This window comes from Streptococcus mitis, from assembly GCF_000722695.1.
In the GTDB taxonomy this organism is placed as follows: domain Bacteria; phylum Bacillota; class Bacilli; order Lactobacillales; family Streptococcaceae; genus Streptococcus; species Streptococcus mitis_O.
Genome location: NZ_JPFU01000008.1, coordinates 63,135 through 87,050, shown reverse-complemented (window position 1 = coordinate 87,050; position 23,916 = coordinate 63,135). Strand labels below are relative to the sequence as shown.

At 37.4% G+C, this 23,916-nt stretch carries 28 protein-coding genes; 16 read left to right on the top strand and 12 right to left on the bottom strand.

The features are described 5' to 3' along the window. Positions 1-431 precede the first annotated feature (431 nt). Complete coding sequence (gene rgg1518, locus SK629_RS03000) at positions 432-1,283, top strand: Rgg/GadR/MutR family transcriptional regulator Rgg1518 (protein ID WP_042900508.1); 852 nt, start codon at positions 432-434, stop codon at positions 1,281-1,283. Positions 1,284-1,504: 221 nt separating this feature from the next. On the opposite strand, the gene SK629_RS12580 is transcribed toward rgg1518, so the two are convergent. The 7 genes from SK629_RS12580 to nrdR all read right to left on the bottom strand — a co-directional run bounded on the left by SK629_RS12580 (position 1,505) and on the right by nrdR (position 6,927). Beyond that, positions 1,505-1,867, bottom strand: a complete 363-nt coding sequence (locus tag SK629_RS12580; protein ID WP_042900507.1) for a hypothetical protein — start codon at positions 1,865-1,867, stop codon at positions 1,505-1,507. Positions 1,868-1,932: 65 nt separating this feature from the next. Further along, complete coding sequence (locus tag SK629_RS02990) at positions 1,933-2,268, bottom strand: hypothetical protein (RefSeq protein ID WP_042900506.1); 336 nt, start codon at positions 2,266-2,268, stop codon at positions 1,933-1,935. Positions 2,269-2,352: 84 nt separating this feature from the next. Beyond that, positions 2,353-3,663 (bottom strand): ribosome biogenesis GTPase Der, encoded by a 1,311-nt coding sequence (der, locus tag SK629_RS02985; protein WP_042900505.1) that lies wholly within the window; start codon positions 3,661-3,663, stop codon positions 2,353-2,355. 13 nt (positions 3,664-3,676) lie between these two features. Then, positions 3,677-4,390, bottom strand: a complete 714-nt coding sequence (locus tag SK629_RS02980) for an NADPH-dependent oxidoreductase (RefSeq protein ID WP_042900504.1) — start codon at positions 4,388-4,390, stop codon at positions 3,677-3,679. Continuing rightward, positions 4,387-5,283, bottom strand: coding sequence for a primosomal protein DnaI (gene dnaI / locus SK629_RS02975; protein ID WP_042900503.1), 897 nt, complete (start codon positions 5,281-5,283; stop codon positions 4,387-4,389). Before dnaI ends, SK629_RS02980 begins: the two co-directional genes overlap by 4 nt. Beyond that, positions 5,284-6,453, bottom strand: coding sequence for a replication initiation and membrane attachment family protein (locus tag SK629_RS02970; protein ID WP_042900502.1), 1,170 nt, complete (start codon positions 6,451-6,453; stop codon positions 5,284-5,286). Beyond that, complete coding sequence (gene nrdR, locus SK629_RS02965; RefSeq protein ID WP_001203672.1) at positions 6,454-6,927, bottom strand: transcriptional regulator NrdR; 474 nt, start codon at positions 6,925-6,927, stop codon at positions 6,454-6,456. Positions 6,928-7,066: 139 nt separating this feature from the next. Between nrdR and SK629_RS02960 the strand changes: the two genes are divergently transcribed. From SK629_RS02960 to SK629_RS02950, 3 genes are read left to right on the top strand one after another with little or no spacing between them, the layout of a single operon-like run. Then, positions 7,067-7,432: a GntR family transcriptional regulator gene (locus tag SK629_RS02960; RefSeq protein WP_042900501.1), complete on the top strand. Its 366-nt coding sequence runs from the start codon at positions 7,067-7,069 to the stop codon at positions 7,430-7,432. A gap of 4 nt (positions 7,433-7,436) precedes the next feature. Next, positions 7,437-8,132 (top strand): ABC transporter ATP-binding protein, encoded by a 696-nt coding sequence (locus SK629_RS02955; protein WP_000054197.1) that lies wholly within the window; start codon positions 7,437-7,439, stop codon positions 8,130-8,132. 16 nt (positions 8,133-8,148) lie between these two features. Then, positions 8,149-8,916, top strand: a complete 768-nt coding sequence (locus SK629_RS02950; protein WP_042900500.1) for a hypothetical protein — start codon at positions 8,149-8,151, stop codon at positions 8,914-8,916. A 105-nt stretch (positions 8,917-9,021) separates the two neighbouring features. Here the strand turns inward: SK629_RS02950 and SK629_RS02945 are convergent, their stop codons facing one another. After that, positions 9,022-9,876, bottom strand: coding sequence for a helix-turn-helix domain-containing protein (locus SK629_RS02945; protein ID WP_042900499.1), 855 nt, complete (start codon positions 9,874-9,876; stop codon positions 9,022-9,024). Positions 9,877-9,969: 93 nt separating this feature from the next. On the opposite strand from SK629_RS02945, the gene SK629_RS02940 reads away from it, so the two are divergent. The 3 genes from SK629_RS02940 to SK629_RS02930 all read left to right on the top strand — a co-directional run bounded on the left by SK629_RS02940 (position 9,970) and on the right by SK629_RS02930 (position 13,734). Next, entirely contained in the window at positions 9,970-11,148 is a 1,179-nt protein-coding gene (locus SK629_RS02940) for a caspase family protein (protein ID WP_042900497.1), read from the top strand. A gap of 12 nt (positions 11,149-11,160) precedes the next feature. Then, on the top strand, positions 11,161-12,243 hold the full coding sequence (locus tag SK629_RS02935) for an N-acetylmuramoyl-L-alanine amidase family protein (RefSeq protein WP_042900496.1): 1,083 nt from the start codon (positions 11,161-11,163) through the stop codon (positions 12,241-12,243). 363 nt (positions 12,244-12,606) lie between these two features. Then, positions 12,607-13,734, top strand: a complete 1,128-nt coding sequence (locus SK629_RS02930) for an aminotransferase class I/II-fold pyridoxal phosphate-dependent enzyme (RefSeq protein WP_042900495.1) — start codon at positions 12,607-12,609, stop codon at positions 13,732-13,734. 60 nt (positions 13,735-13,794) lie between these two features. Here SK629_RS02930 and SK629_RS02925 read toward each other — a convergent pair whose 3' ends face one another. Next, entirely contained in the window at positions 13,795-15,228 is a 1,434-nt protein-coding gene (locus tag SK629_RS02925; protein ID WP_042900494.1) for a pentapeptide repeat-containing protein, read from the bottom strand. Positions 15,229-15,317: 89 nt separating this feature from the next. Between SK629_RS02925 and SK629_RS02920 the strand changes: the two genes are divergently transcribed. Together SK629_RS02920 and SK629_RS02915 are read left to right on the top strand one after the other, a co-directional pair. Continuing rightward, the gene (locus SK629_RS02920) at positions 15,318-16,214 is read left to right on the top strand and encodes a tyrosine-type recombinase/integrase (RefSeq protein WP_042900493.1); all 897 of its coding nucleotides are present in this window, start codon (positions 15,318-15,320) and stop codon (positions 16,212-16,214) included. 179 nt (positions 16,215-16,393) lie between these two features. Then, on the top strand, positions 16,394-17,941 hold the full coding sequence (locus SK629_RS02915; RefSeq protein WP_042900492.1) for an ATP-binding cassette domain-containing protein: 1,548 nt from the start codon (positions 16,394-16,396) through the stop codon (positions 17,939-17,941). Between the two features lie 51 nt (positions 17,942-17,992). Here SK629_RS02915 and SK629_RS02910 read toward each other — a convergent pair whose 3' ends face one another. Both SK629_RS02910 and SK629_RS02905 read right to left on the bottom strand, forming a co-directional pair. After that, positions 17,993-18,688: an LrgB family protein gene (locus tag SK629_RS02910; protein WP_042900491.1), complete on the bottom strand. Its 696-nt coding sequence runs from the start codon at positions 18,686-18,688 to the stop codon at positions 17,993-17,995. Continuing rightward, on the bottom strand, positions 18,685-19,059 hold the full coding sequence (locus tag SK629_RS02905) for a CidA/LrgA family protein (protein WP_000781322.1): 375 nt from the start codon (positions 19,057-19,059) through the stop codon (positions 18,685-18,687). Before SK629_RS02905 ends, SK629_RS02910 begins: the two co-directional genes overlap by 4 nt. Before the next feature lie 280 nt (positions 19,060-19,339). Between SK629_RS02905 and SK629_RS02900 the strand changes: the two genes are divergently transcribed. The 7 genes from SK629_RS02900 to queF all read left to right on the top strand — a co-directional run bounded on the left by SK629_RS02900 (position 19,340) and on the right by queF (position 22,889). Next, the gene (locus SK629_RS02900) at positions 19,340-19,720 is read left to right on the top strand and encodes a MarR family winged helix-turn-helix transcriptional regulator (protein ID WP_042900490.1); all 381 of its coding nucleotides are present in this window, start codon (positions 19,340-19,342) and stop codon (positions 19,718-19,720) included. A 100-nt stretch (positions 19,721-19,820) separates the two neighbouring features. Further along, positions 19,821-20,042, top strand: coding sequence for a DUF4649 family protein (locus SK629_RS02895; protein WP_000570255.1), 222 nt, complete (start codon positions 19,821-19,823; stop codon positions 20,040-20,042). A 15-nt stretch (positions 20,043-20,057) separates the two neighbouring features. Beyond that, positions 20,058-20,372, top strand: coding sequence for a thioredoxin (trxA, locus tag SK629_RS02890; protein WP_001029581.1), 315 nt, complete (start codon positions 20,058-20,060; stop codon positions 20,370-20,372). A 201-nt stretch (positions 20,373-20,573) separates the two neighbouring features. Beyond that, complete coding sequence (queC, locus tag SK629_RS02885) at positions 20,574-21,227, top strand: 7-cyano-7-deazaguanine synthase QueC (RefSeq protein WP_042900489.1); 654 nt, start codon at positions 20,574-20,576, stop codon at positions 21,225-21,227. Beyond that, positions 21,227-21,670: a 6-carboxytetrahydropterin synthase QueD gene (gene queD / locus SK629_RS02880; protein ID WP_000464575.1), complete on the top strand. Its 444-nt coding sequence runs from the start codon at positions 21,227-21,229 to the stop codon at positions 21,668-21,670. Before queC ends, queD begins: the two co-directional genes overlap by 1 nt. Then, a complete protein-coding gene (gene queE / locus SK629_RS12435) occupies positions 21,663-22,379 on the top strand; it encodes a 7-carboxy-7-deazaguanine synthase QueE (RefSeq protein WP_042900488.1) in 717 nt (238 codons plus the stop codon). Before queD ends, queE begins: the two co-directional genes overlap by 8 nt. Positions 22,380-22,397: 18 nt before the next feature. Then, entirely contained in the window at positions 22,398-22,889 is a 492-nt protein-coding gene (gene queF / locus SK629_RS12430) for a preQ(1) synthase (protein WP_042900487.1), read from the top strand. A gap of 217 nt (positions 22,890-23,106) precedes the next feature. On the opposite strand, the gene SK629_RS02865 is transcribed toward queF, so the two are convergent. Then, positions 23,107-23,775: an MIP/aquaporin family protein gene (locus tag SK629_RS02865; protein ID WP_042900486.1), complete on the bottom strand. Its 669-nt coding sequence runs from the start codon at positions 23,773-23,775 to the stop codon at positions 23,107-23,109. Positions 23,776-23,916 lie beyond the last annotated feature (141 nt).

Here is a 23,916-nt window from a genome sequence, read left to right as displayed (position 1 = left end):
ATACACAAACAATATTTTTACCAAAAGAAAGTTGATTTTTGGTAAATATACTAAATACACATAAACTTAAAGCTTGTCAAATCAGTTTAAGAAATACATGTTTTATATTATTCTAACAGATGATATTTCATATATTCTCCTCCTTATCTATAAGCTATAAAATATTTTAGTTTCGCTATAATAAAAATACAAAAAACAAGTATGTCAAAACTCAACTAAATAATACAAATAACATATCAATCAGTCACTCACTCCCAAAACCATATATCAAACCATGGGATTAGAGGTTCCCAGTCATTACAATATATAACAAAATTAAGTGAATCTTCTATTTCCATGACTTTTTCCCTCCTTTTTGATATAATAATACCACATTTTTCTACGTTTTTTATAAATGTAGAAAATATTCACATTTTTCTAGGAGGAACAATATGAGATGGGATTATGGACAAATTTTTAAAGAAATTCGAAAGTCAAAAGGATTGACCCAACAAGATGTATGTGGACAAGTCATACATAGGACAACTCTAACAAATATTGAACACGGTAAAGTTATTCCCAGTTTTGAAAACATGGTATTTCTTCTTGAACAAATTGATATGAGCTTAGCAGAATTCAAGTATATATGCAACGAATACCACCCTAGTGAAAGACGAGATATTATTATAGAGAGCCAAAATCCATCTATTCTTCAGGATACTAGAAAAATGGTTAAACTTACTGAGAAATGTCAAAAATATCTTAAGACACATCACGATGTTCCTATTCAAAACATCTATCGTCATACAAAAATTGTCACAGAGTTACAAACCAAAGGATTCAAAAACAACCACGTCTTGAAAGATTTGTCTGAAGAAGTTTGGGACTATCTTGAACCTATGGATACATGGTACATTAGTGATTTGAAATTGCTAGGAACCATTCTCTTTTTCTTTCCTTCAGAAAATCTTCCCCGTCTTATTGATAGAATTATGAAAACCATCGAGAAATATAAATACTTCCGAGAAACAAAAGTATTTTTATCATCTTTTTTAGCTAATCTCTCCACTGTATATTTTCAACATCATTTATTCAAAGAATGTGAAACAATCACCCTACAACTTTTGGTATTAGCAGAAGAATTAAAAATATACGATATTCTTGGATTTTCTCAAGTACGCTTGGGAATACTACAACATAACTCCGATTTGATTCATAAAGGAATAACTTTATTACAATTAACTAAAGAAGAGGCATTAGTTAAATTACTCGAAAAAGAAATTAATGATTTTTCAAACCTATAATTTGTAATAACTCTCATCATTTTATTATAGTATATTGGAATAGAATGCAAACAAATTGATTAGGGAATTTAAAGCAATTTATACCAGTGATTTAGCACTTGTATTGTATTATTCCAGATTCAATCTACTATACAAGACGAACACTTCTCTCAAGTTTCACGATTAAAATAAAAACGACTGTATCTATAGCTCCATAAACAAATCATAGATACAGTCATTTTTTAGTTCCTACCCCTTTCTTTATTCACACCTTTAGACTTCCCTAACTCCCGTCTCAAGCGAAACATGTTTTTGAAAAAGATATAGGTTAACCAGTCACTGCCTAGAGATAAGACTATCAGAAGCAACCAAACACCCCAAGTACTAGCATCTGATACATAATCTAGAACAAAAGGGAAAAATAAGAATGAAAAAATTGTCATATCCAAGCTAAACAGAGCTAAAAGGGAAATATAAATCCAGTAAAAATAGTATAAGATGGGGAAAATTTTACTGTTTCTGTCAGCATTGTCTATCCAATAGAAAAAATATAAACAAGGAAATAAGAGTATTAAATGAAACCAATTAAAGGACAATCTCGTCATCGACACCTCCTCTTTGAAATTGTTTTCTTTAGTTTCATTCTATTAAATGTTACTACCAATATAAATCAATGTCTCCCCGCTTTAGACTTCCCTAGCTCCCGTCTCAAGCGAAACATTTTTTTGAAACAGATATAGTCTAACCAGTCACTAGCAAAAGCAATAAATAGTAATAATAGCCAAATGCCCCAAAGCTTGATATCTGCCACATTTCTCAAGACGATATTGAAAAACAGAACTGAAATAACTGTCCAAGCAAGGCTAAAAAGAGCATAGAGGGGGATGTAAAACCAGTAAAAATAGTAAAAAATTGGGAAAAATTTACTATTTCTGTTGGCCTTTTCAATCCAGTTATCAAAATAAAAGTAAGGTGCTAAAAATAAGAATTTAAACAAATGTTTCATCACCAGCCCCCTCTATTTGATAGCGTTTTCTTCACCTTTATTCTATCAAAAAAATCTGGAAATGTCATTCCAGATTCTACTTTTTTATTTGCGTTTTCTTGCGATGAGATGGATTGGTGTTCCTTCAAAGACAAAGGCCTTGCGGATTTGATTTTCCAAGAAACGCAAGTAAGAAAAGTGCATGAGTTCTTCTTCGTTGACAAAGATAACAAAGGTCGGTGGTTTAGTTGCCACTTGGGTCGCATAGAAAATCTTAAGACGTTTCCCTTTGTCTGTCGGTGTTGGGTTAATGGCAATAGCATCCATAATCACATCGTTCAAGACAGCTGATGGAATACGTGTGTTTTGACTTTCACTGATTTGCTTAATCATCTCAGGAAGTTTGTGGAGGCGTTGCTTGGTCAAAGCTGATACAAAGATAATCGGTGCGTAAGGCAGGTATTGGAACTGATCACGGATATCTTCTTCCCAGTTTTTCATAGTGTGGTTGTCTTTTTCAAGCGTATCCCACTTGTTGACCACGATAATCATTCCTTTACCAGCTTCATGGGCAAATCCTGCAATACGCTTGTCGTATTCACGGATACCTTCTTCTGCATTGATGACCATCAAGACCACATCTGAACGGTCAATAGCTCGCATGGCACGCATAACAGAGTATTTCTCAGTATTTTCATAGACCTTACCAGACTTACGCATACCAGCCGTATCAATCATGGTAAACTCTTGACCATCTGTATCTGTAAAGTGGGTATCAATGGCGTCACGCGTTGTTCCAGCAACTGGACTGGCAATGACACGGTCTTCTCCCAAGATAGCATTAATCAAGCTTGATTTTCCGACATTAGGACGACCAATCAAGCTAAACTTAATCACATCTGGGTTTTCTTCTTCATATTCATTTGGAAGATTTTCTACGATTGCATCTAGCACATCCCCTGTACCAATACCATGGACAGATGAGATAGGCAATGGTTCACCCAAACCGAGGGCATAAAAATCATAGATATCATTTCGCATCTCAGGGTTGTCCACCTTGTTAACTGCAAGGATAACTGGTTTGTGGGTCTTATAAAGCTTACGGGCTACGTACTCGTCTGCATCGGTAATCCCTTCCTTACCAGACACGACAAAGACGATAACATCGGCTTCTTCCATGGCAATTTCTGCCTGGTGCTTGATTTGTTCCATGAACGGAGCATCGACATCATCGATTCCTCCTGTATCAATCATGCTAAAAGAACGATTGAGCCACTCACCCGTCGCATAGATACGGTCACGTGTCACCCCTTCGACATCTTCTACAATGGAGATTCGCTCACCAGCGATCCGATTAAATAGGGTTGATTTCCCAACATTGGGACGTCCTACAATGGCAATAGTTGGTAGGGCCATAATTTCTCACTTTCTACAATAACTTCTTCAGTTCAAGATTTTTTCTAGTTGAACTTGGTTCTGCTTGACCAAACTGTTCGGCTAGGCGCTGACTCCAGCTTGTGGTCGCACGCGCTCCAGCATAGTCAGCCTGTACACGGTCGTAAGCCTCAATCACATCAACCGTTTGTTCCTGATATTCTTCCTCAAATACCACCTGATTCAATGGCAAGCGAGGTTTGACTTCATGTTCCTCATTTGGCACACCTAGTGCCATCCCAAAGATAGGATAGGTGTAGTCAGGCAGGTTAAAAAGCTCTACCACTTCTTCTGACTTGTATCGAACCAAACCGATAATCACACCACCATAGCCCAAGCTTTCAGCTGCCAGCAGGGCATTTTGACCAGCAAGAGCCGCATCGACTGAACTAATCAAGAGACCTTCTACACCTTGAGGTTGGAAGTTGTCAGTATGAAGCTGGGCTCCCTTTTCCGCTCTGTTCAAATCTCCGACAAAGAGAAGGAAAACAGCAGACTGGCGAATAGCTTCTTGAGGTACCAATTCATACAGAGCATCTTTCTTCTCTTGACTTCGTACCACAATCACAGAGTAGGATTGGAAATTTTTCCAAGACGAGGCCATCTGGGCTGCTGTCAAAATTTCAGTCAAGTCTTCCTGAGGAAGGGCTTGCTCTTTAAACCTGCGTACTGAAGTGTGAGCCTTCATCAATTTGATTGTTTCTGTCATCGACGGTTTACTCCTTCTAAACGAGTCTCCTCAGCCAAATAACGGATGCGTTCCATGACCCGTCTGGCTTCCCAGGTTTCGTCATTTCCATGCTTCCCTTTAGCGAAATGCTGCTCCAATTCTTCAAAGTTGAAGTTGGAGGTGAAAAAGGTCGGTAAATTTTCCTGCATCCGATATTGGAGAATGACTTGCAGGATTTCATCCCGCACCCAAGCTGTTGATTGCTCGGCACCAATATCATCTAAAATCAGGACTTCAGAAAGCTTAATCTCATCTACCAAGGTCTTGACATTGCCATCACCGATAGCATTTTTGACATCAATGACAAAGCTCGGATAGTGGAGGAGAGTTGATGAAACACCACGTTTTTCTGACAAATCATGGGCTAGGGCAGCCACCATGAAACTTTTGCCCACACCAAAATCTCCATATAGGTAAAGACCTTTTCGAATAGCTGGATACTGCTCCACAAAGGCTAGTAGCTTTTCAAAAACTGGCAAGCGCCCCAAATCATCCAAGTCTACTTGAGCTAAACTAGCTTTCTTAAGACTGGCTGGTAGATTGATTAACTTAAGACGGTTCTTAATAGCCGCTTCTTTTTCCGCTGCGATTAGTTCAGGAGTTTCTTCATAAGAAACGTCCGCATAACCATGATTCATAACCAAAATCGGCTTGTAGCCTTTGGCAATATAATCCGTATCACCACGAAGAAACTTGTCTCTCTCGGTGATGTACTGATTAAACTTGGAGATACTGCGATTCAATTCCTCTGGAGTAAGAGATTCTTGCTGGATAAAGGCCGCAACATCAGGGTCCTTCATGATCTTCTGTACCAAATCTTGATAATGAAAACGGCTGGGTTGACGCTTGAGTACGTCTCCGACACTTTCCATCTAATCTCCTCCTTTTTCTAATCGAGCTAATAGTTCTTGTTTCTTACGTTCTAGTTCCAGACGAGTTTCCTCGCTAGTTTCATTCTTATAATCTGGATTGCTCCACTTGGGTACATTGGACTTGGCAGGACTCTGTTTACTGCTTTTTTGAGCCTGATTCTTCTGCCCACGTTCACGAATGCGCAAGACTGCCTCTTCTGCTGAATGAATCTTTTGATAGGCATAGTCATTAGCTACCTTCATGGCATATTTCTCATTGATATTTGCCGAATCCACCTTATTAAAGGTCAACAAGAGAATGATATTGATGACTTCGTCCAGCAAGCCCAAGCCAGCCATCTGTTGCAAGAGTTCTCTTTCTGTTTGGGTAATGGTTCCCTTGCGTGTTTGCTTGATTTCTGCCAAGAACTGCAGGGCAGTCTTGCTTTTAGCCTCTTTGATAATGGTTGCTTCCTTAGAACTAAAGTCAGAGGAAACAGGTTTTTGAGCAATTTTTTCCCGCATACGTTTGGTTGAAATGACTTGGGAAACAGCTGTTGACTTGGCCAATTGATAGGTCTCAAACCAAGTCCACTTCTTATCCTCAGCAATGGCAAACAGGTTCAAGACATCTGACTGCTCATCCGCAAAACGAAGCCCGTCTCGAGCCATGAGCTGACGAAAATGGTCCAAGTCAAAATCATTGGCTACTTTCTTCTTAATACCAAGGTCTTCTTGACTACCTAGTTCTGCCAAGTCTGGAAAGACTTGATTGAGTGAGACAGGTATTTCTTCTCCCTCAGCACTTTCAACTTTCAAATCCTCCACCGCTGCATCGCCAATCTTTTTCTCCAAAAGCCTGCGATAAACAGGATGTTCTAAGAAATCTTGACTTGAAAGAGGAGCATGGAGGGCTAGCTGATAAACGTCCCCCTTTTGATAGAGGGTCAAAAGATTGAAAGCAGATAAGATTTTCAATGATTTTATCAGTCTATCCATCCCAAAGTTGAGATGGTTGAGAATACTTGAAAAGAGGTATTCCTTTCTACCATTATCCCAAAAACTGATGGTATAAAGATAAAGGCTCAGTGCCTCCTGACCGATAATCGGGAGGTAGCACTGTACCAGAGATGAGGTATCTTGCGACACCCGATTATTCTTTAGATAAGAAAAACGGTCAATTGGCTTCATTTATCTTTCCTTTTTCTTTTTAGAAGACTGGGTGATTTGTTGGAGCAAGCTCTCTAACTCACTGACATCCTTAAAACTACGATAGACACTGGCAAAACGCACATAGGTAATCTCATCCAACTCAGCCAACTCCTCCATGACGAGTGAACCAATGTCCTCACTTTGAATTTCATTTTCATTTCGACCACGGAGTTTCTGTTCGATACGATTGACTACCATGTTGATTTCATCACTTGAAACAGGACGTTTCTGGGCTGAGCGGATAATCCCATTAAAGATTTTATCTCTGGAGAATTGTTCCCGTGTGCCATCTTTTTTAACAACCACTAAGGTTCTTTCTTCTACTCGTTCGTAGGTTGTAAAACGGTGCTGGCATTCGTCGCACTCACGTCTTCTACGAATGGTGTTCCCTTCTTCTGCTTGGCGACTATCGATAACACTTGACTTGGTAGCCCCACATTTTGGACAACGCATCCTTTCCCTCCTTATCGTTTTCTTTTCATTATACCATTTTTTAAGCGATTCCCAAAACAATTCTTCTTTTTGCTTGACAAGTTTTTTGTTTTGTTGTATTATTCAATTAAGACAAAAGGATAGGAGAAAGGAGACCGAGATGTCCTGGACATTTGACAACAAAAAACCCATCTATTTACAGATTATGGAGAAAATCAAGCTTCAGATTGTTTCCCATACACTGGAACCCAATCAACAACTTCCAACCGTGAGAGAGCTAGCTAGCGAGGCAGGTGTCAATCCCAACACCATCCAAAGAGCCTTATCAGACCTCGAACGAGAAGGATTTGTCTACAGCAAGCGAACAACTGGACGATTTGTGACTGAAGATAAGGAGCTGATCTCCCAATCGCGCAAACAATTATCAGAAGAAGAATTGGAACACTTCGTTTCCTCCATGACCCATTTTGGCTATGAAAAAGAAGAACTACCAGGCGTAGTCAGTGATTATATTAAAGGAGTTTAAGCCTATGTCATTACTAGCATTTGAAAATGTATCCAAATCTTATGGAGCAACCCCAGCCCTCGAAAATGTTTCCCTTGACATCCCAGCTGGAAAAATTGTTGGTCTCCTTGGGCCAAATGGCTCAGGAAAAACAACCCTGATTAAACTAATCAATGGCCTCTTACAACCAGATCAAGGACGTGTCCTTATCAACGACATGGATCCAAGCCCAGCAACTAAGGCTATCGTAGCTTATTTACCTGATACCACCTATCTCAATGAACAAATGAAGGTCAAAGAAGCCCTAACCTACTTCAAAACCTTCTATAAAGATTTCAATCTTGAACGCGCCCATCATCTACTTGCTGACCTTGGCATTGATGAAAATAGTCGTCTCAAGAAACTATCAAAAGGTAACAAAGAAAAGGTACAATTAATTTTGGTTATGAGCCGTGATGCTCGTCTTTACGTTCTGGACGAACCCATTGGTGGAGTGGATCCAGCAGCCCGTGAGTATATCCTCAATACCATTATCAACAACTACTCCCCAACTTCTACCGTTTTGATTTCTACCCACTTGATTTCTGATATCGAGCCAATCTTGGATGAAATTGTCTTCCTAAAAGACGGAAAAGTCGTCCGTCAAGGAAATGTAGATGATATTCGCTATGAATCAGGTGAATCCATTGACCAGCTCTTCCGTCAGGAATTTAAGGCCTAAGCAAAGGAGATTATTTATGTTTTGGAATTTAGTTCGCTACGAATTTAAAAATGTTAACAAGTGGTATTTAGCTCTCTACGCAGCCGTGCTCATCCTTTCCGTCCCCCTGGGAATGCAAGGACACTACTATAATTACATATCTTTCAAAGATAGCCAACCTTTCCTATTTATCTTTCTGGCTCTCGTCTTTGGCGGCTTGATAATTACACTTTGGATTTCAACCATTTTCTTGATTATCAAACGCTTCAAAGGTAGTGTCTATGACCGCCAAGGCTATCTGACTTTGACCTTGCCAGTTTCTGAGCACTATATCATCACAGCTAAATTAGTCGGAGCCTCTATCTGGTCTATACTTAGCTCGGCTGTACTGGCTCTAAGTGCTTTTCTTATTGTGACTATAACGGTTCCAGATTGGATGTCACATTATGACTGGTTCCCACTTGTAGAAACATACCTTCCTAAACTCTCTCTTGTGGGGTTATCCTTCCTGCTTAGTACAATTTCAGGGATCCTCTGCATTTACTTGGCCATTTCCATTGGACAACTGTTCAATGAATACCGTACAGCACTCGCTGTTGCAGCCTACATTGGTATCCAAATCGTCATAGGATTTATTGGAGTTTTCTTCAATACCAGTACTAACTTCTATGTCAATTCACTTGCAGGATTTAATGATAATTTCTATATGGGAGCAGGTATATCCATTGTGGAAGAACTCATTTTCATAGCTATCTTTTATCTCGGAACCTACTACATCTTGAGAAACAAGGTTAATTTGCAATAGTTTCAGAACTCAAAAAGGATAACATCTCATCGCGGAGAAGCTATCCTTTTTCTTTTATCTCATTGTCTATCTAACTTTATCTTACAGACAAATCCTTCTAACCAATTAAATAACAAAATCTAATTTGAAGGTCTTGTCTAATTTCTCTATTGTGTCACTATCATTATATTCCTTACATATTCTCATAGCTTTAGAACATTCTTTTTTACCTATCTCTACTCGATTAGTTTTAATATGATAAATACCTCTTAAAAAAAGCAAATAATTCTTTTCAAAATAATATCCTTGTCTGGTCAGTAAATTTTCTAAATCATCTATAAAAAATTGAGCGCTATCTAACAAATTATTTTTTAATAATAATTCTAAATTAAATAAATATAAAGGAATTACTCTATGTGTGCCCATATCTGTTTTTAAAAAATGTCGTGTTTTCTTGATTACCACTCTATATAGTAAGCTTATGGTTTTAGTGTTCATAAAAAACACCGAATTATAGAAAATTTTCAGTTCATACTCCATCCAATTATCTACAGAAAGCAAATACTTTATTAGTTCATTACATTTAGATGCATTGTAAGGAAGGTTTGCAAGGCGATTAATCTGTTGTTCAGCAATCAATTTTATGTGACAATTGCATAGACTTTTTTCCTGCTTTTGTTTTAGTTCTATTTTCTTTATTAGTTCTTGTAACAAAATGATATCTGAAGAGTTTACAGCATGTTCTAGTTCTTCAAAAAAACATTCTTTTTTAGAATAATAGCAATGAACTAATTCTTCAAATTCCGAAAATGATGTCCCCAGGCGATTTAACAACATGTAAAAATGATCAATAGATAATTTGGTAATCCCATTTTCGAAACGAGAAATAGTTGATTCACTAATCTTATCACAAGCCAAATCTTTAAGACGAAAATTTTTTGAAATACGAATATCCTTTAAAACTGCTCCAAAATTTTCCATAATATTCCTCTTCCATTTCTGCAAAAAATAAAACCTGGTTTTTTTATTTGTGATATGATTATACAAAAATAAAATAGAAAGGACAATAATATCATGAAAAAAATTTTATTGTCATCAGTTGCTTTATTAAGCCTAGTGTCAACACTAGCAGTAAATAATCCAGTTTCTGCTCAAGAATCATCCTCTCAAACAACTTATAGTAAGTCAAGTGGAAGTTGGATAAAGTCTGGTAGCCGTTGGTGGTATAAACATTCTGATGGTTCTTATACTACAAATGGATGGGAAAAAATAGGTGACACCTGGTACTATTTTGATAGTGAAGGTTGGATGAAGACAGGTTGGATTAAAGAATCTGGGAACTGGTATTATTTAAATACTAGCGGTGTCATGCAAACTGGCCTACAGACTATCGAAGGAAAACAATATTATTTAGCTGATAGCGGTGCTATGCAGACAGGTTGGCACAATATTGGAGATGATACTTATTTCTTTGCCACTAGTGGGGCAAGACAAACGATTAATCGCCGTGCTTTAGTTCTTGGTGAAACATCAACGAGAGCAGTACCTATTGAAGACGTTAATGCTATGGAAAAGGCTTTTAGTAACCAAAACTTTAGCGAAGTTGTTCGTTTCCCTGATAAAACAAAAGCTGAGATTATTGCAAAAATGGAAGAACTTTTCAAATCTTCTAGCGAAAGCGATGTGAACTATCTTTACTTTACTTGCCATGGAGGAAAAGACGGGACGATAGCCATTGGTAGCGATAAAACATCCTTTTCAGGCTGGGAATTGGCATCTATACTGAAACAATATAAAGGTAAGTTTGTGATTATGCTAGATTGTTGCTATTCAGGAACAATTATAGATGTAGGTAAATCAGATGAAAAGGCCGTCTCCAATTCTGAAGAAAGATTTGATGAACAAGCATTTTTGGCAGGATTCTCAACAGGAAATCTAGCAAGTAAGAATGGTGAAATGCTTGACTCTAAATTCCTCGTACTATGTGCCTCTTGGAAAGGTGAAAAATCGTATAGTGCAGTCGGAGTAGGTAGTCTTGCCACCAGATACTGGGCAATGGGTACAGGTTGGGATTCACTTCAAAATAGAATGATTTCGCCTATGGCAGACACCAATACTAACGGAAAAATCACTTTAGAGGAACTGTACCAATACTCTTATCCTCTAGTCCTTGAAGCTGCATCAAGAAGTAATAAGGAGCAACATGTATCAGTTTATCCAGAAAACAGTCAATTTGTTTTATTCCAAAAATAAGGAGTTAAGAAAATGAAAGTATCAAAAAAAATCACATTATTTGGTTTGTCTTTAGCTGGTCTAGCCTTACTGGCTTTCCCTCATTCAGGGCAGGCATTTGAGCTTAAAGAAGAATGGGTTATTAAGGGTGATGTTTGGTATCAAGATGGCAAAATTCTCCGATTTAATAATGGCAATGAAGTAGATATCAAAGTATTGGATTTGCCAAAAACTGAGAAAATCGAGTGGACGGTTAGTCTCAATGGTCAAGATCAGACAGTCAATTTCCTAGGTAAAGAAAAGGACAAATCTATGGTCGGTACAGAGGGGCGTTACCTGAATTTCTACGTTCCTTATGGCTATAGAGGAGATATCAAGGTAGAAGCCAAGAGCGGAAATGAAGTAAAGACCTGGTCCACTAAAGTGGTTGATGATGTATATAATGACAGTGGAAAGAGTGGTTACTACCGTATTGACGAATCAAATGATCAACACACCTACCTTGATGCAAAATGGGATTATAAAACCAAGACTTACACTGCTACCTTACCAGAGACTTTCAATGGTCAAAAAGTATTTGCTTGGGCAGATGACTATGAAGAGTTGAAACTTGAAAAACCAGGAGTTATCAGTCATTCCTACAGGGGGGCAGGAGCCTTCAAAATACTTTATCCGATTGTAAAAGCAGAAAGTTGGCTAAAAAAGAATTACAGTGAAAGCTGGTACTATCAAAAACAAGGTCAATTAGTTAAAAATGCTTGGGTTAAGGACAAGGGAAACTGGTACTTTATGAATGATAAAGGGGTTATGTTTAATCAAACTTGGCTCTATCAAGGTGGCAACTGGTATGCCTTTAAATCATCAGGAGCCATGATTTCAGCTGATTGGTTATATGATAACGGCTCTTGGTATTACCTAAAAGACTCAGGTTCAATGGCAACAGGTTGGATCAAAGATAGTGGCTCTTGGTATTATCTAAACAACTCAGGTGCTATGACGACTGGTTGGGTCAAAGATGGCGGTCAGTGGTACTATCTTGATTCAACTGGTAAGATGCTTCACAATACCTACACACCAGATGGCTACTATGTAGATGCCAGTGGCGCTTGGAAATAATCTAAAGTACACATTTTATTCCATCGGTTATTAGTGTACCTGCTCAGACTAAATGTTATCAGAGGTGCAAGAAAAATCTAGATAATAATTCAAAAAGCGAATCGAAACAACAAATTCTGTTTTGTTCGCTTTTTGTGTTCTATTCGAGAAATTATGGAAAAGAACCTCTCCTACTTATTAGACTTTTATTCAATCTAGATTTATAAAAGATAATCTAGATTGAATATTCTATAGAAAGTTAAATGCGTTATACCAAACAATGTTTCTTTGTTTTTTATCTCTTTATCATCCACTATAAAATTAGTGAAATACTAATTTTTATGATATACTAGCGATAATAAATAGTTATCGGTAGGAGATCTCGTGTTCAGTAAACAAGAAAAAATTAATGATATTTCATATTTAGAAAAGCATATTAATCAAGAAACACTTCTTGTTTCTAGTTGGAATATTGAAGTTTTTGATGTAAAGTATGAAAAAGTAATCGATGAGATTCAAGATTCATTAAAAGTAACAGATTATATTAACTATAGATATCCTGATGAATTATTTGACTTTAAAAAAACTATAAAACAACTGTTAAATAATAGTGTTGACGTGAGTATTTTCCCTAGTGCAACTGTTGGAAGTTTTTTATTAAGTTATGTTTTAAAAAAATTAGGGTTACAAAATGTCCTACTCATTGCACCGTGCTACTATTCATATTTAAATATTTACTTGGAGAATGGATATACTGTTTTTTCTGAACAATTTCTAAATATAAACCAGATAAAGCAAGATTGTAAAAATAAAAGTATTGATATAGTTATTTTTACAGATCCATTATTCTGCGAATCAATCTCAATTGCAGATACTGATTTTTTAGAGTGGTGCAAAATAGAAAAAATTATTGTGATTATTGACAGTGTTTATGGTAATTTAACCTGGAATAATGATTTTATTTCTCCATTTAAGAAACATCAAAAATATAGATCTTTTAGTAATCTAATTATTATTGAATCTATATCAAAAAAAGCATATTTAAATGGTGTCAAATCTGCAATTTTTTTGACAAAAAGAAAAGAGTTGCTGAATGAAATGGAACGAATTTTTAATTATTCTGCAAGTCCGTTTTCCATAGGGTCATTGAATATGCTTAAAGGCTATCTAGATAATAGTGAAGCAATTGATGCACTCGTAAAAACTCATTTACAAACTGCTAGAAGTAATTTTCAAATGTTATCATCTTACTTACAAGGAACGTGTATTCAAATGGAGCCTTGCAATCAAGGATACTGGGGAATTGCACATATAGACATTAAAAATAAAAATTGTTTAGTCGACTCATCAGCCCTTGCTTTAGATATCTTAAAAAACTGTAATGTTTTTACAATTCCAATGAATTCTTATTTCAAAAATTACGAACATAGTTATAGTTTTAGAGTTAATCTATTAAATGATGTTAGCATTCTACATTTGGCTTTTAATAAATTGATAAACTATTATCAATAACTACTTTCTAGGTAAGATAAAATCATAAAGTTCACTCCCTTACTTTATGATTTTATTGTGTTAAGCATTTAATTTAGATATGTCAATATTGGTAATTTTGTCAATCATATCTTCTTTGGTTTCTATTGGAGTTAAGTTAGTATTAAGTATTAGATGTGTCAAACTTTCCAAGTCATGATTTAACGGAACTAATTCTGATGAATTTAGATCAATTGAAAGATTGTGTTCCAACCTCTGAATATAGTCATTTACTACGGATTCAGTGAATCGAATTTGCAAATGATTTTTATAAATTATTTGAGCATTAACAATCATCTGTTGTATTTGTTTTAAAGTATAAACTAGAAAAACAGATGAAGTCATAAATGTAAAAATCCAAGAGCCTTTCTCTTTTTTTATAAGTTTATAAGAAAAATCCAGAGTTGTTTGGGTAGACAATAAAATAGAATGTAATAAGTTTTCAATGTATTCCTCAGCCTCGTTTTCAGAATCAATGGCACATCTAAATTTCATAATAAAATCCTGAGTATTATTATCTTTTAGTTTTATCTTGTCGAACGGGATAGTGACTAGAAGTTGCTCTAAACTATAAATTTTTTCATTAATTGATAAATTGTTAATATCAATATTCCGATTAGAGGTTTTTAAAAGATTTAATAAGGAGCTAGCAGTTTCAAAACTTAACATCCCTTTTTTAAAATAGAAAATAATACACTCTATACATCGAAGTAACTGATATCCCATGGTATCCTTTTTGGAGATAGTAGTAAGCAAAATATTGTATAAATTAGTTTCATTATTTAGAAGTATGCACATATTAAATAACTCAGAATATCTTTGCTCTTCAAGTAAGTTATTAAAATAATTATCTGAAACTTCTTCAGTTAGATATGTTTTACTTCCTCGATACTCAAATACTATATCTCTTAAATTTGTTTTAGAATCAATAAAATATGAAAAGAAGTAATTGATACTCATTGAGACATTTGAAAAAGATGTCGCTTCAAATATTAAATCTTCAGCCGCTAATGTTGAAAAATCTACATTTAAAAAGTTACATTCTAAAAATTTTGAATTATCCACTGTAGATCTTTCAAAATTTAGATTTCCAAACTCTGTTTTATTAAAAGAACACTCGGTAAAGTTGGAATAGATACTTTCCTCATCAAATTTACAATTTAAGAAAGAACATTTGATAAAAACTGTAGCATTATAGCGATTGTTTCTAAATACCACATTTTCAAAAATACAATTTTTAAATTGAGGAGCGCCAAAACTTGTATCAATAAAATTAACACTTTGAAAGCTACATCCCATAAAATCCGCTCTGTCAAAATTTGCACTGATATTTAATTTATAAAATTTTGAACCTCTAAAATCACTACGGTAAAAATCAATTTGCCCATCAATTTCAGGTAAGTCTGTAAATAAAGTATTTTTATAGCTTTGTCTGTCATATTTTCTATGCTCTTTGAAGATAAATTTATTCTGCATAACTTCTCCTACCGATAACTATTTATTATCGCTATACAAAGCATCAAAATAAGTTTATAATAGCATGATTATTGACGAAGGAGATTTTCATGGATTATAAACTTATTTCTGCTTACTTAGATTATTGCAAAACTCATAAGCGTTTGAGTTCACACACGATTCGAGCTTATAAAAATGATCTTATGCAATTTTATAACTCAGACTATGATAATGTCGAATCCTATATAGAACACTTGACACAATCTAACATAAAAACGAATACACTAAGAAGAAAAATTGCTTGTATGAAGGTGTTTTATAACTATCTAAAATACCAGAACATAATTGAAGAGAACCCCTTCAATCAATTGCGTTTTCAATTTAGAACTGAAAAAATATTGCCTAAAACGATTCCGTATGACATTCTGAAAAGTATTTTTTTATATTTAGAGCAGAGAGTAGCTCTATCTAAAACTGATTATCAAAAACAACACGCTGAAAGAAATCTACTAATTATTTCACTTTTACTTTCAACAGGCATCAGAATTTCTGAACTTTGCCACATTCATCTCAAAGATATTAATCTTTCCAATAAGACACTCCATATTATAGGAAAGGGTAAGAAAGAGCGTATCCTATTTTTAGGAGATCAAACAACCTTCAATTTATTAGAAACATATATAAATAAAATAGGGGAGGAATCCAATGATTTTCTATTTCCAGGAAAACATTCGCCAAAACCATTGTCAGAGCAAAGTGTACGTTTAATTTTAAAGAGAATCGTTGAACAAAATAACTTATCTAGGACTATTACACCACATATGTTTAGACATAGTTTTGCAACAATGCTTCTGGATAATGATGTAGATATCCGATACATTCAACAAATTCTTGGACACAGTTCTATATCAATCACACAAATCTATACTCACGTATCTCATTCTAAACAAAAAGAAATACTTAGTTCTTTCAATCCTATGTCAGCGATTCATTCTGATAAAAAATGAACACTCATTAAACACACTTATTTCACATATTTATAATTTTTTTGCTATATCCTAATAAACATTGATAGTATATATCCTCCCCCAAAAAAAATTACATTTTTATATGAAGCATTTAATAAAAAGGAGTATAATAACTTTAAAACTGATTGCATGTATATCGATAAGGAGGTCAACTCTTTATGCTGAAAAGCTTTGTTACTAAAAAGCACCTCGTACTTTACTTCTTTTCTATTGCCATTACTTGGCTGGAAGCAATTATCACGCCAGCCCTTGTTCAGAATATTGTTGCTAGTTTTACCAATCAAGAACTAGGCCTTCTTTGGAAAGTTTTGATTTTAGGAATCCTTGGTAATCTCATCCTCTTACTAGGTTTGGCTGGGAAACGCTATTACTACGCCCGTTTGATTACTGACTTCAAATATGGAATCAAGAGTGCTATTTTCAAGCGATTTTTAAACAGTTATGAGATTGATGAAAAGGATATTTTGTCCGACCTAGAAAACGACGTCAAGCAACTAGAAGAAAGCTATATCGAACCAACGGTCATCATCATTTCTTCTCTTGGCTTCACAACTGTGTCCATCCTCTATGCCCTATGGACCAATTTTTACCTGGGCTTGATTTTCATCCTCTTCTACTCCTTTCCTGTACTCTGCAGTGCTATCGGATCAAAGCGTTTGGATTCACTTTCTGAAAAGCGGTCCACTGTTAACCAGAGCTACTTAGCAAGCTTGACAAATTTTATTGGTGGTAGCCAACAAATTCGCCATTATCAGGGGCAAGACTACTTTTTTGCTCGCTATCAAAAGCAATTACAAACCAGTCTAGATACCGAAATCAACTATGAAAAGCAACGAACTTTAAACAGTCTCTTGATCAATAGCATCGATGCCTTTTGTTCTGTCACACCAATCGTCATCGGTGGCTTTATGACCTATTATAATTATTTAGATGCGGCGAGTTTTGTGGCCATCTATCTAGTTTCCCATAATATCGGCTATCAATTCCAAGAGTTGGCTTACTTTACCAACACCCGAAAAGCTACTCGAACTCTTCTCAACAAATACCAAAAACTTTTGGACCAGTCTGACTCCATCTCGCCTAGAAGCATAGAAAACATTTTCCCTATCCAGCTTAACACCATCTCCCTAGAAAAAGATGGAAATAGCCTCCTGTCTCCGATTTCCATGCACATCAAGCAAGGAGAAAAAATCGCCATTATCGGAGAAAGTGGCTCTGGAAAGACAACCCTGCTCAATATCATTCATGGAGAAGAGACACCAACAAGTGGTCAGATTAGCTTTGCTGGTCAAAACCTGTCACGTCAAGAAATCACAAGTATTAGTTCCTATATTCTCCAAGATAGCCATTACTTTGACACGCTATCTCTGGACGACAATATCCTTCTAGGACTGGATAAAAAGGAGGAACGTTTAACTTACATCCTCAAAAAAACGGGATTAGATCATTTGAAAAATAGAACGCTCAGCAATGATAGTCTGTCTGGTGGCGAGAAACAACGCCTAGAAATCGCTCGCGCCCTCTACCATGATAGTCAACTCATCTTAGCAGATGAGATTAAGGCCAATCTTGACTCGGAAAATAGCAGAAAAATTAGCGACTTGCTCTTCTCCCTACCTCAAACAGTCATTGAAGTCATTCACCACTACACAGAAGAAGACTTAAAACACTATGACCAAGTCATCCACTTAAGCAGAGAAAAGTAATAGTCTATAACATACGATTTTAAAAAGCAAGGAACTCAAATTCCTTGCTTTTTAACTCAATATCAAACTGGCTACGATGGGGCTGACAAAGACATAGAGAATCCCCGTGACACCGATAGCCAAGCCACCCATAGCTCCTGCTACAGAACCGTATCGAAAGGCTGTTCCTGTTCCGACAGCATGGCCTGTTCCTCCAAGGGAAAGTCCGACTGCTACCGGATCATCTATTTTCAACCACTTCAAAAGGGTTGGACCAATCACACTGGTTAAAATCCCAGTCGCCACTACGACGACCAAGGTCACAGTCGTCAAACCTTGCAATTTTTCTGTAATTCCTACTGCCATGGCAGTTGTCACTGACTTGGGAAAGAGAGAAATGGCTAGGAAAAAGTCCATACCAAATATTTTCGCTACTATGGCAGTGAAGCTAGTATTGACAACTACTGCTAACAGACTACCAAAGAGAATACTGCGAGCATGGTGCTTCATCAAATGAAAACTCTTATAAAGCGGAATCCCTAGAGCAACAGTCGATGGGACAATCAAGTTGTTCAAATAAACCCCACCTTGGTAGTAATCTTGGTAAGAAATACCTGTCACTTTTAGAAAAATGATAATGAAAATAGCTGACAAAAGCAAGGGCGTTGTCAATGGATGAGGAAACCGTCTGTAAATCAGCATTCCCACTAGATAAGCTAGGATTGATAGGGCCAGCCCAAATAGGGGATTGGAAACAAATTCACTCATTTGGCATCTCCTTTCTCATAATCTCCCTCAAACCGTCGTTTGATAAACTGAACTACCAAGGCTATGAGGATAATATTGATGACTGCTGCAAAAAAGATAATCAAAACAATGGGCAAAAGATAGGGAGCAATCACATCAAACTTCTCCATGATTCCCACTGCTGGCGGCAAAAAGAGAATGGTCATATTGGCCAGCAAGAAATTCCCCACCATGTTGACATGCCTGGTTCTCAGCCACTTGAATTGTAGGGCGAGAAAGAGAATAATCAAACCGATAATACTGCCTGGGATAGGCAGATGAAAGAAACTGGAAATTCCCTCTCCGATTAGAGAAATCACAAAGAGAATCATTAATTGAACATATAATTTCATCCTAAACTCCACGAAATAGACTTCTTGCATACCAGTTTACTCTTTTTTCAGAAAATTTCAAGGAAATACGCAAAAGTTAATAAAAATAGGGAGAAAAGGGAATACAGACAATTAAAAACTTGTGAAAACAGGCATGATTTAGGATAAAAGATTCAGTGTCTTTCTTGCCAGCTTTCTTGAAAAGTAGTATAATTATTGCATGCGCAATCATCTTGTGATACAAAGACTGTCCGTGAATGGACTTTCTTCTATTTATAACTCTAAAAAGAAAGGAGATACTATGACCTATTTGGAAAAATGGTTTGACTTCAATCGTCGTCAGAAAGAAATTGAAAGTCTCTTGGAAGAGACTGTTGCTAATCAGAGTGAACAAAGGCTGACCTTGAAAGAGTTTTACCTGCTCTACTACCTGGACTTGGCTCAAGAAAAATCTCTACGCCAGATTGACCTGCCAGATAAACTTCATCTGAGCCCGAGCGCTGTTTCTCGAATGGTGGCTCGCTTGGAAGCTAAAAATTGCGGTCTGCTTAGTCGCATGTGTTGTGATCAAGATAGACGCTCTAGCTTTATCTGCCTGACAAGTGATGGGCAAAAAACACTAGCCACACTACAAAAGGCTGTCGAAGAAAGCTTGGAAACTGGTTTGGATTTCTTGATTTAAGATGATTTTTTAAAAAAAGTTGCGTGCGCAATCATTTTTCTTGACATTCTCTTTTACAAGGAGTAAAATAAAGTCATCATTAAACAAAGGAGTTTTTAAAATGATTGAAATTACCTATCTAGATGCCAGCAAGAACGAAAGAACTGTAACGTTCGAATCTTATGAAGACTTTGATCGTTCACAACAAGCTTGCCTTATCGGCGTCGCAGACTACTACCCTGTTCAAAAATTAACTTATAACGGTCATGATTTGGACTACCATGGAACTTACGGAGATATCTTCTTCTATCTCAAGAAACAAGATTTAAGCCAATATAACTAAAAAAGGAGAAATACAATGGCAAAAGCAATTACAGATGCAACATTCGAACAAGAAACAAAAGACGGTTTGGTCTTGGTAGACTTCTGGGCAACTTGGTGTGGTCCATGTCGTATGCAAGGTCCAATCTTGGATAAATTGTCTGAAGAACTTTCAGAAGATGTTTTGAAAATCGTTAAAATGGACGTTGATGAAAATCCAAACACAGCTCGTGCTTTTGGAATCATGTCTATCCCAACCCTTCTCTTCAAAAAAGACGGCCAAGTGGTGAAACAAGTTGCTGGTGTTCACACAGCAGAACAAATCAAGGCCATCGTTGCTGAATTGAGCTAATCATATTAGAGACCAAGTCCTTTCTTTGGTCTCTTTTTTCTTGCCCTTTGCCATTTTTCAAAAAATATGCTAGACTATAGGTAGAATATTACGATGTTTGGGACATGCCATCGCTAAAAAAAACCTTGACTTGGTATTTTTTAGCTCCCTCAAGGGAGCTTTTTGCGTGCTCTGAACATTCCCCACTTTGGAAGGAGTACTATGAAACGTCAATCAGCCTTGGTCGTCTTTAGTGGCGGTCAAGATTCTACAACCTGCCTCTTTTGGGCTAAAGAACACTATGAAACGGTCGAAGCCGTCACCTTTGCCTACGGCCAACGCCATCATCTCGAAATTCAAGTCGCTAGAGAAATCGCCAAGGAACAGGGGATTCGTCATCATATCCTAGATATGTCTCTGCTGGGGCAAATCACTGAAAATGCCTTGACTTCTGATCTGGAGATTGAGCAAAAAGAGGGAGAGGTTCCCAATACCTTTGTTGACGGTCGCAACCACCTCTTTCTATCCTTTGCGGCAGTTCTTGCCAAACAACGGGGCATGAAAGATATCGTGACAGGTGTCTGCGAAACAGACTTCTCAGGCTACCCTGATTGTCGGGATGTCTTTGTCAAATCTCTTAATGTTACCCTCAACCTTGCTATGGATTACGACTTTGTTATCCAAACACCTCTCATGTGGCTAGACAAGGCTGAAACTTGGGAATTAGCCGACCAACTCGGTGCCTTTGACTATGTTCGTGAAAAGACCTTAACCTGCTACAACGGGATTATCGGAAGTGGCTGTGGAGATTGCCCAGCCTGCCATCTACGTCAACATGGTCTAGATGTTTATCTCTCACAGAAAGGAGAGGCCTAATGTTTTTTGCACCCAAAGAAATCAAACAGGAAACTGGGGAGTCTCTTGTCTACAATCCTCACAGAACCTTGGTATCAAAAGAGTTTACCTTCGATGCTGCCCACCACCTCTTTCACTATGAGGGAAAATGTAAATCCCTGCACGGTCACACCTATCATCTGCAGATTGCTGTCAGTGGATTTTTAGATGAACGTGGCATGACCTACGATTTCGGAGACATCAAAGCAATCTACAAGAACTACTTAGAACCCCACTTGGATCATCGCTATCTCAATGAAACTCTTCCCTATATGAACACGACTGCTGAAAATATGGTTTACTGGATTTTCCAAACTATGAGTCAAGAGTTGCCAGACGAACGTGGTCTCCGTTTGGAATACGTTCGCCTCTATGAGACTCCGACTGCCTTTGCGGAGTTTAGACGGGAGTGGTTAGATGACTAGGGAACGTGTCCTCAAACTACCAGTTCTAGAAATTTTTGGGCCAACCTTTCAAGGCGAAGGCCGTGCAATCGGGCAGAAAACCATGTTTGTCCGCACTGCTGGTTGCGACTACCACTGCGACTGGTGCGATTCTGCCTTTACTTGGGACGGCTCTGAAAAACCAACTCGTATGACATCTGACGAGGTCATTGCTGCCTTGGATAAATTGGGGAGCTACGACTATGTCACCCTATCTGGGGGAAATCCTGCTATCCTAGCAGCCAACATGGCCGAATTGGTCACTAAACTCAAGGAACGTGGTGTCACTCTGGCTGTTGAAACTCAAGGCTCTCGCTGGCAAAATTGGTTAAAAGACATCGACCAGGTTACTCTGAGTCCAAAACCTCCTTCATCCAAGATGGAAGTCAACTTTGAAACTTTGGACTTTATCGTTTCCCAATTGGATCCAGACAAGGTCACCTTTAAAATTCCTGTCTTTGACGATGCCGATTTGGCCTTTGCCAGAGGCATACAAGAGCGCTATAAACCAGATGTCCTCTTCTTATCGGCTGGAAATCCTGAGCCCAAGGCCACAGGCAATATTGTCCAAGACCAACTGGACCGCCTCAAAGAACTCTGGGAACGTGTCGCTGCCGACGATAGCTGGGGCAATGTCCGCGTTCTTCCTCAACTGCATACCCTCCTCTACGATAACCAACGTGGTGTTTAAAATTAGAAAGAAAAAATCATGTCACAACAAGAAGAAATGAAAAACCTAAGCCTACTAGGCAACAAAGAAACCAACTACATTTTTGACTATCAACCAGAAGTCCTCGAATCCTTTGACAATCGTCATGTGGAAAATGACTATTTCATCAAATTTAACTGTCCTGAATTTACCTCGCTTTGCCCTATTACCGCTCAGCCAGACTTTGCGACGATTTATATTTCCTACATTCCTGACAAGTTCTGTGTCGAGTCAAAATCCCTCAAACTCTACCTCTTTAGTTACCGAAATCATGGAGATTTCCACGAAAACTGTATCAACACCATCGGGAAAGACTTGGTTAACTTGCTAAACCCTCGCTATTTAGAGGTTTGGGGAAAATTTACACCTCGCGGTGGCATCTCAATTGACCCCTACTACAACTACGGTAAGCCTGGAACTAAGTATGAAGGCTTGGCAGAACAACGCCTCTTCCAACACGACCTTTATCCAGAGAAAATTGACAACCGTTAAACTCATACTCAATGAAAATCAAAGAGCAAACTAGGAAATTAGCCGCAAGTTGCTCAAAACACTGCTTTGAGGTTGTGGATAGAACTGACGAAGTCAGCTCAAAATACTGTTTTGAGGTTGCAGATGGAGGCTGACATGGTTTGAAGAGATTTTCGAAGAGTATAATACGAAAAAGCCCTGTTCCTCAAGATGAGGAGCAAGGCTTTTTGAGTTTCAATTATTCTTCTGTTCCAAGGAAGTTTTTAGCAACGAGGGCTGCAAGAACTCCACCAGCGATTGGGGCAAGGATGAAAATCCATACTTGTTGAAGGGCTGCGCCACCTACCAAGACAGCTGGTGCCAAGCTACGAGCTGGGTTTACTGAAAGTCCAGTAATGTTCAATCCCACAAGAATCATCGCCATCAAGGACAAACCGATTACCAAACCAGCAATCGCGCCATTGCCCTTGCTTGCTGAAGTCACAGTCATGATAACCAAAACAAACAAGAAAGTTGCGATAACCTCAAACAAGAAACCACCAAAGACAGTGACACCGTTTGCCAAGGCATTTTCACCAAGACTAGCAGTTGACATACCTGAATTAGCCAAGAGGAAGAATACCGCAGCTGACGCAAGGAAAGCTCCAACAACTTGTCCAAGGATGTAATTGACAAGGTCTTTTGATGACAAACGTTTGTTTACAAACATAGCAATCGAAACCGCTGGGTTCAAGTGAGCACCTGAAATAGTTCCGATTGAGTAAGCAGCAACCACGATTGCTAAACCAAAGGCAAAGGCGATTCCAAGGTGTCCAAGGCCATCAAGACCATTTCCAAAAACAACAGCTCCTGTCCCAACGAACACAAGCATGAAAGTACCGATTAACTCAGCAACAAATTTTTTCATTTTCTTTCTCCTTTTTTCAAAAACTAGATACTAGTCTATCAAAAGAGGGAAAGGGTTTCAAGAAAATTGATTGGAAAAATACTGGTTTGCCTCACTATCTTTTAATTAAGGAATTAAACAGAAAATACATTTCCTCTATAG

Coding starts and splice junctions, on each gene's coding strand:
- queD (WP_000464575.1), top strand. CDS start 21,227: ATGTTTTTTGCACCCAAAGAAATCAAACAGGAAACTGGGGAGTCTCTT.
- SK629_RS02895 (WP_000570255.1), top strand. CDS start 19,821: ATGATTGAAATTACCTATCTAGATGCCAGCAAGAACGAAAGAACTGTA.
- SK629_RS02900 (WP_042900490.1), top strand. CDS start 19,340: ATGACCTATTTGGAAAAATGGTTTGACTTCAATCGTCGTCAGAAAGAA.
- SK629_RS02990 (WP_042900506.1), bottom strand. CDS start 2,268: ATGAAACATTTGTTTAAATTCTTATTTTTAGCACCTTACTTTTATTTT.
- SK629_RS02935 (WP_042900496.1), top strand. CDS start 11,161: ATGAAAGTATCAAAAAAAATCACATTATTTGGTTTGTCTTTAGCTGGT.
- SK629_RS02960 (WP_042900501.1), top strand. CDS start 7,067: ATGTCCTGGACATTTGACAACAAAAAACCCATCTATTTACAGATTATG.
- trxA (WP_001029581.1), top strand. CDS start 20,058: ATGGCAAAAGCAATTACAGATGCAACATTCGAACAAGAAACAAAAGAC.
- queE (WP_042900488.1), top strand. CDS start 21,663: ATGACTAGGGAACGTGTCCTCAAACTACCAGTTCTAGAAATTTTTGGG.
- queC (WP_042900489.1), top strand. CDS start 20,574: ATGAAACGTCAATCAGCCTTGGTCGTCTTTAGTGGCGGTCAAGATTCT.
- SK629_RS02910 (WP_042900491.1), bottom strand. CDS start 18,688: ATGAGTGAATTTGTTTCCAATCCCCTATTTGGGCTGGCCCTATCAATC.
- SK629_RS02950 (WP_042900500.1), top strand. CDS start 8,149: ATGTTTTGGAATTTAGTTCGCTACGAATTTAAAAATGTTAACAAGTGG.
- SK629_RS02940 (WP_042900497.1), top strand. CDS start 9,970: ATGAAAAAAATTTTATTGTCATCAGTTGCTTTATTAAGCCTAGTGTCA.
- SK629_RS02955 (WP_000054197.1), top strand. CDS start 7,437: ATGTCATTACTAGCATTTGAAAATGTATCCAAATCTTATGGAGCAACC.
- nrdR (WP_001203672.1), bottom strand. CDS start 6,927: ATGCGTTGTCCAAAATGTGGGGCTACCAAGTCAAGTGTTATCGATAGT.
- rgg1518 (WP_042900508.1), top strand. CDS start 432: ATGAGATGGGATTATGGACAAATTTTTAAAGAAATTCGAAAGTCAAAA.
- SK629_RS12580 (WP_042900507.1), bottom strand. CDS start 1,867: ATGACGAGATTGTCCTTTAATTGGTTTCATTTAATACTCTTATTTCCT.
- SK629_RS02925 (WP_042900494.1), bottom strand. CDS start 15,228: ATGCAGAATAAATTTATCTTCAAAGAGCATAGAAAATATGACAGACAA.
- SK629_RS02920 (WP_042900493.1), top strand. CDS start 15,318: ATGGATTATAAACTTATTTCTGCTTACTTAGATTATTGCAAAACTCAT.
- SK629_RS02865 (WP_042900486.1), bottom strand. CDS start 23,775: ATGAAAAAATTTGTTGCTGAGTTAATCGGTACTTTCATGCTTGTGTTC.
- SK629_RS02915 (WP_042900492.1), top strand. CDS start 16,394: ATGCTGAAAAGCTTTGTTACTAAAAAGCACCTCGTACTTTACTTCTTT.
- dnaI (WP_042900503.1), bottom strand. CDS start 5,283: ATGGAAAGTGTCGGAGACGTACTCAAGCGTCAACCCAGCCGTTTTCAT.
- SK629_RS02970 (WP_042900502.1), bottom strand. CDS start 6,453: ATGAAGCCAATTGACCGTTTTTCTTATCTAAAGAATAATCGGGTGTCG.
- der (WP_042900505.1), bottom strand. CDS start 3,663: ATGGCCCTACCAACTATTGCCATTGTAGGACGTCCCAATGTTGGGAAA.
- SK629_RS02980 (WP_042900504.1), bottom strand. CDS start 4,390: ATGACAGAAACAATCAAATTGATGAAGGCTCACACTTCAGTACGCAGG.
- queF (WP_042900487.1), top strand. CDS start 22,398: ATGTCACAACAAGAAGAAATGAAAAACCTAAGCCTACTAGGCAACAAA.
- SK629_RS02905 (WP_000781322.1), bottom strand. CDS start 19,059: ATGAAATTATATGTTCAATTAATGATTCTCTTTGTGATTTCTCTAATC.
- SK629_RS02945 (WP_042900499.1), bottom strand. CDS start 9,876: ATGGAAAATTTTGGAGCAGTTTTAAAGGATATTCGTATTTCAAAAAAT.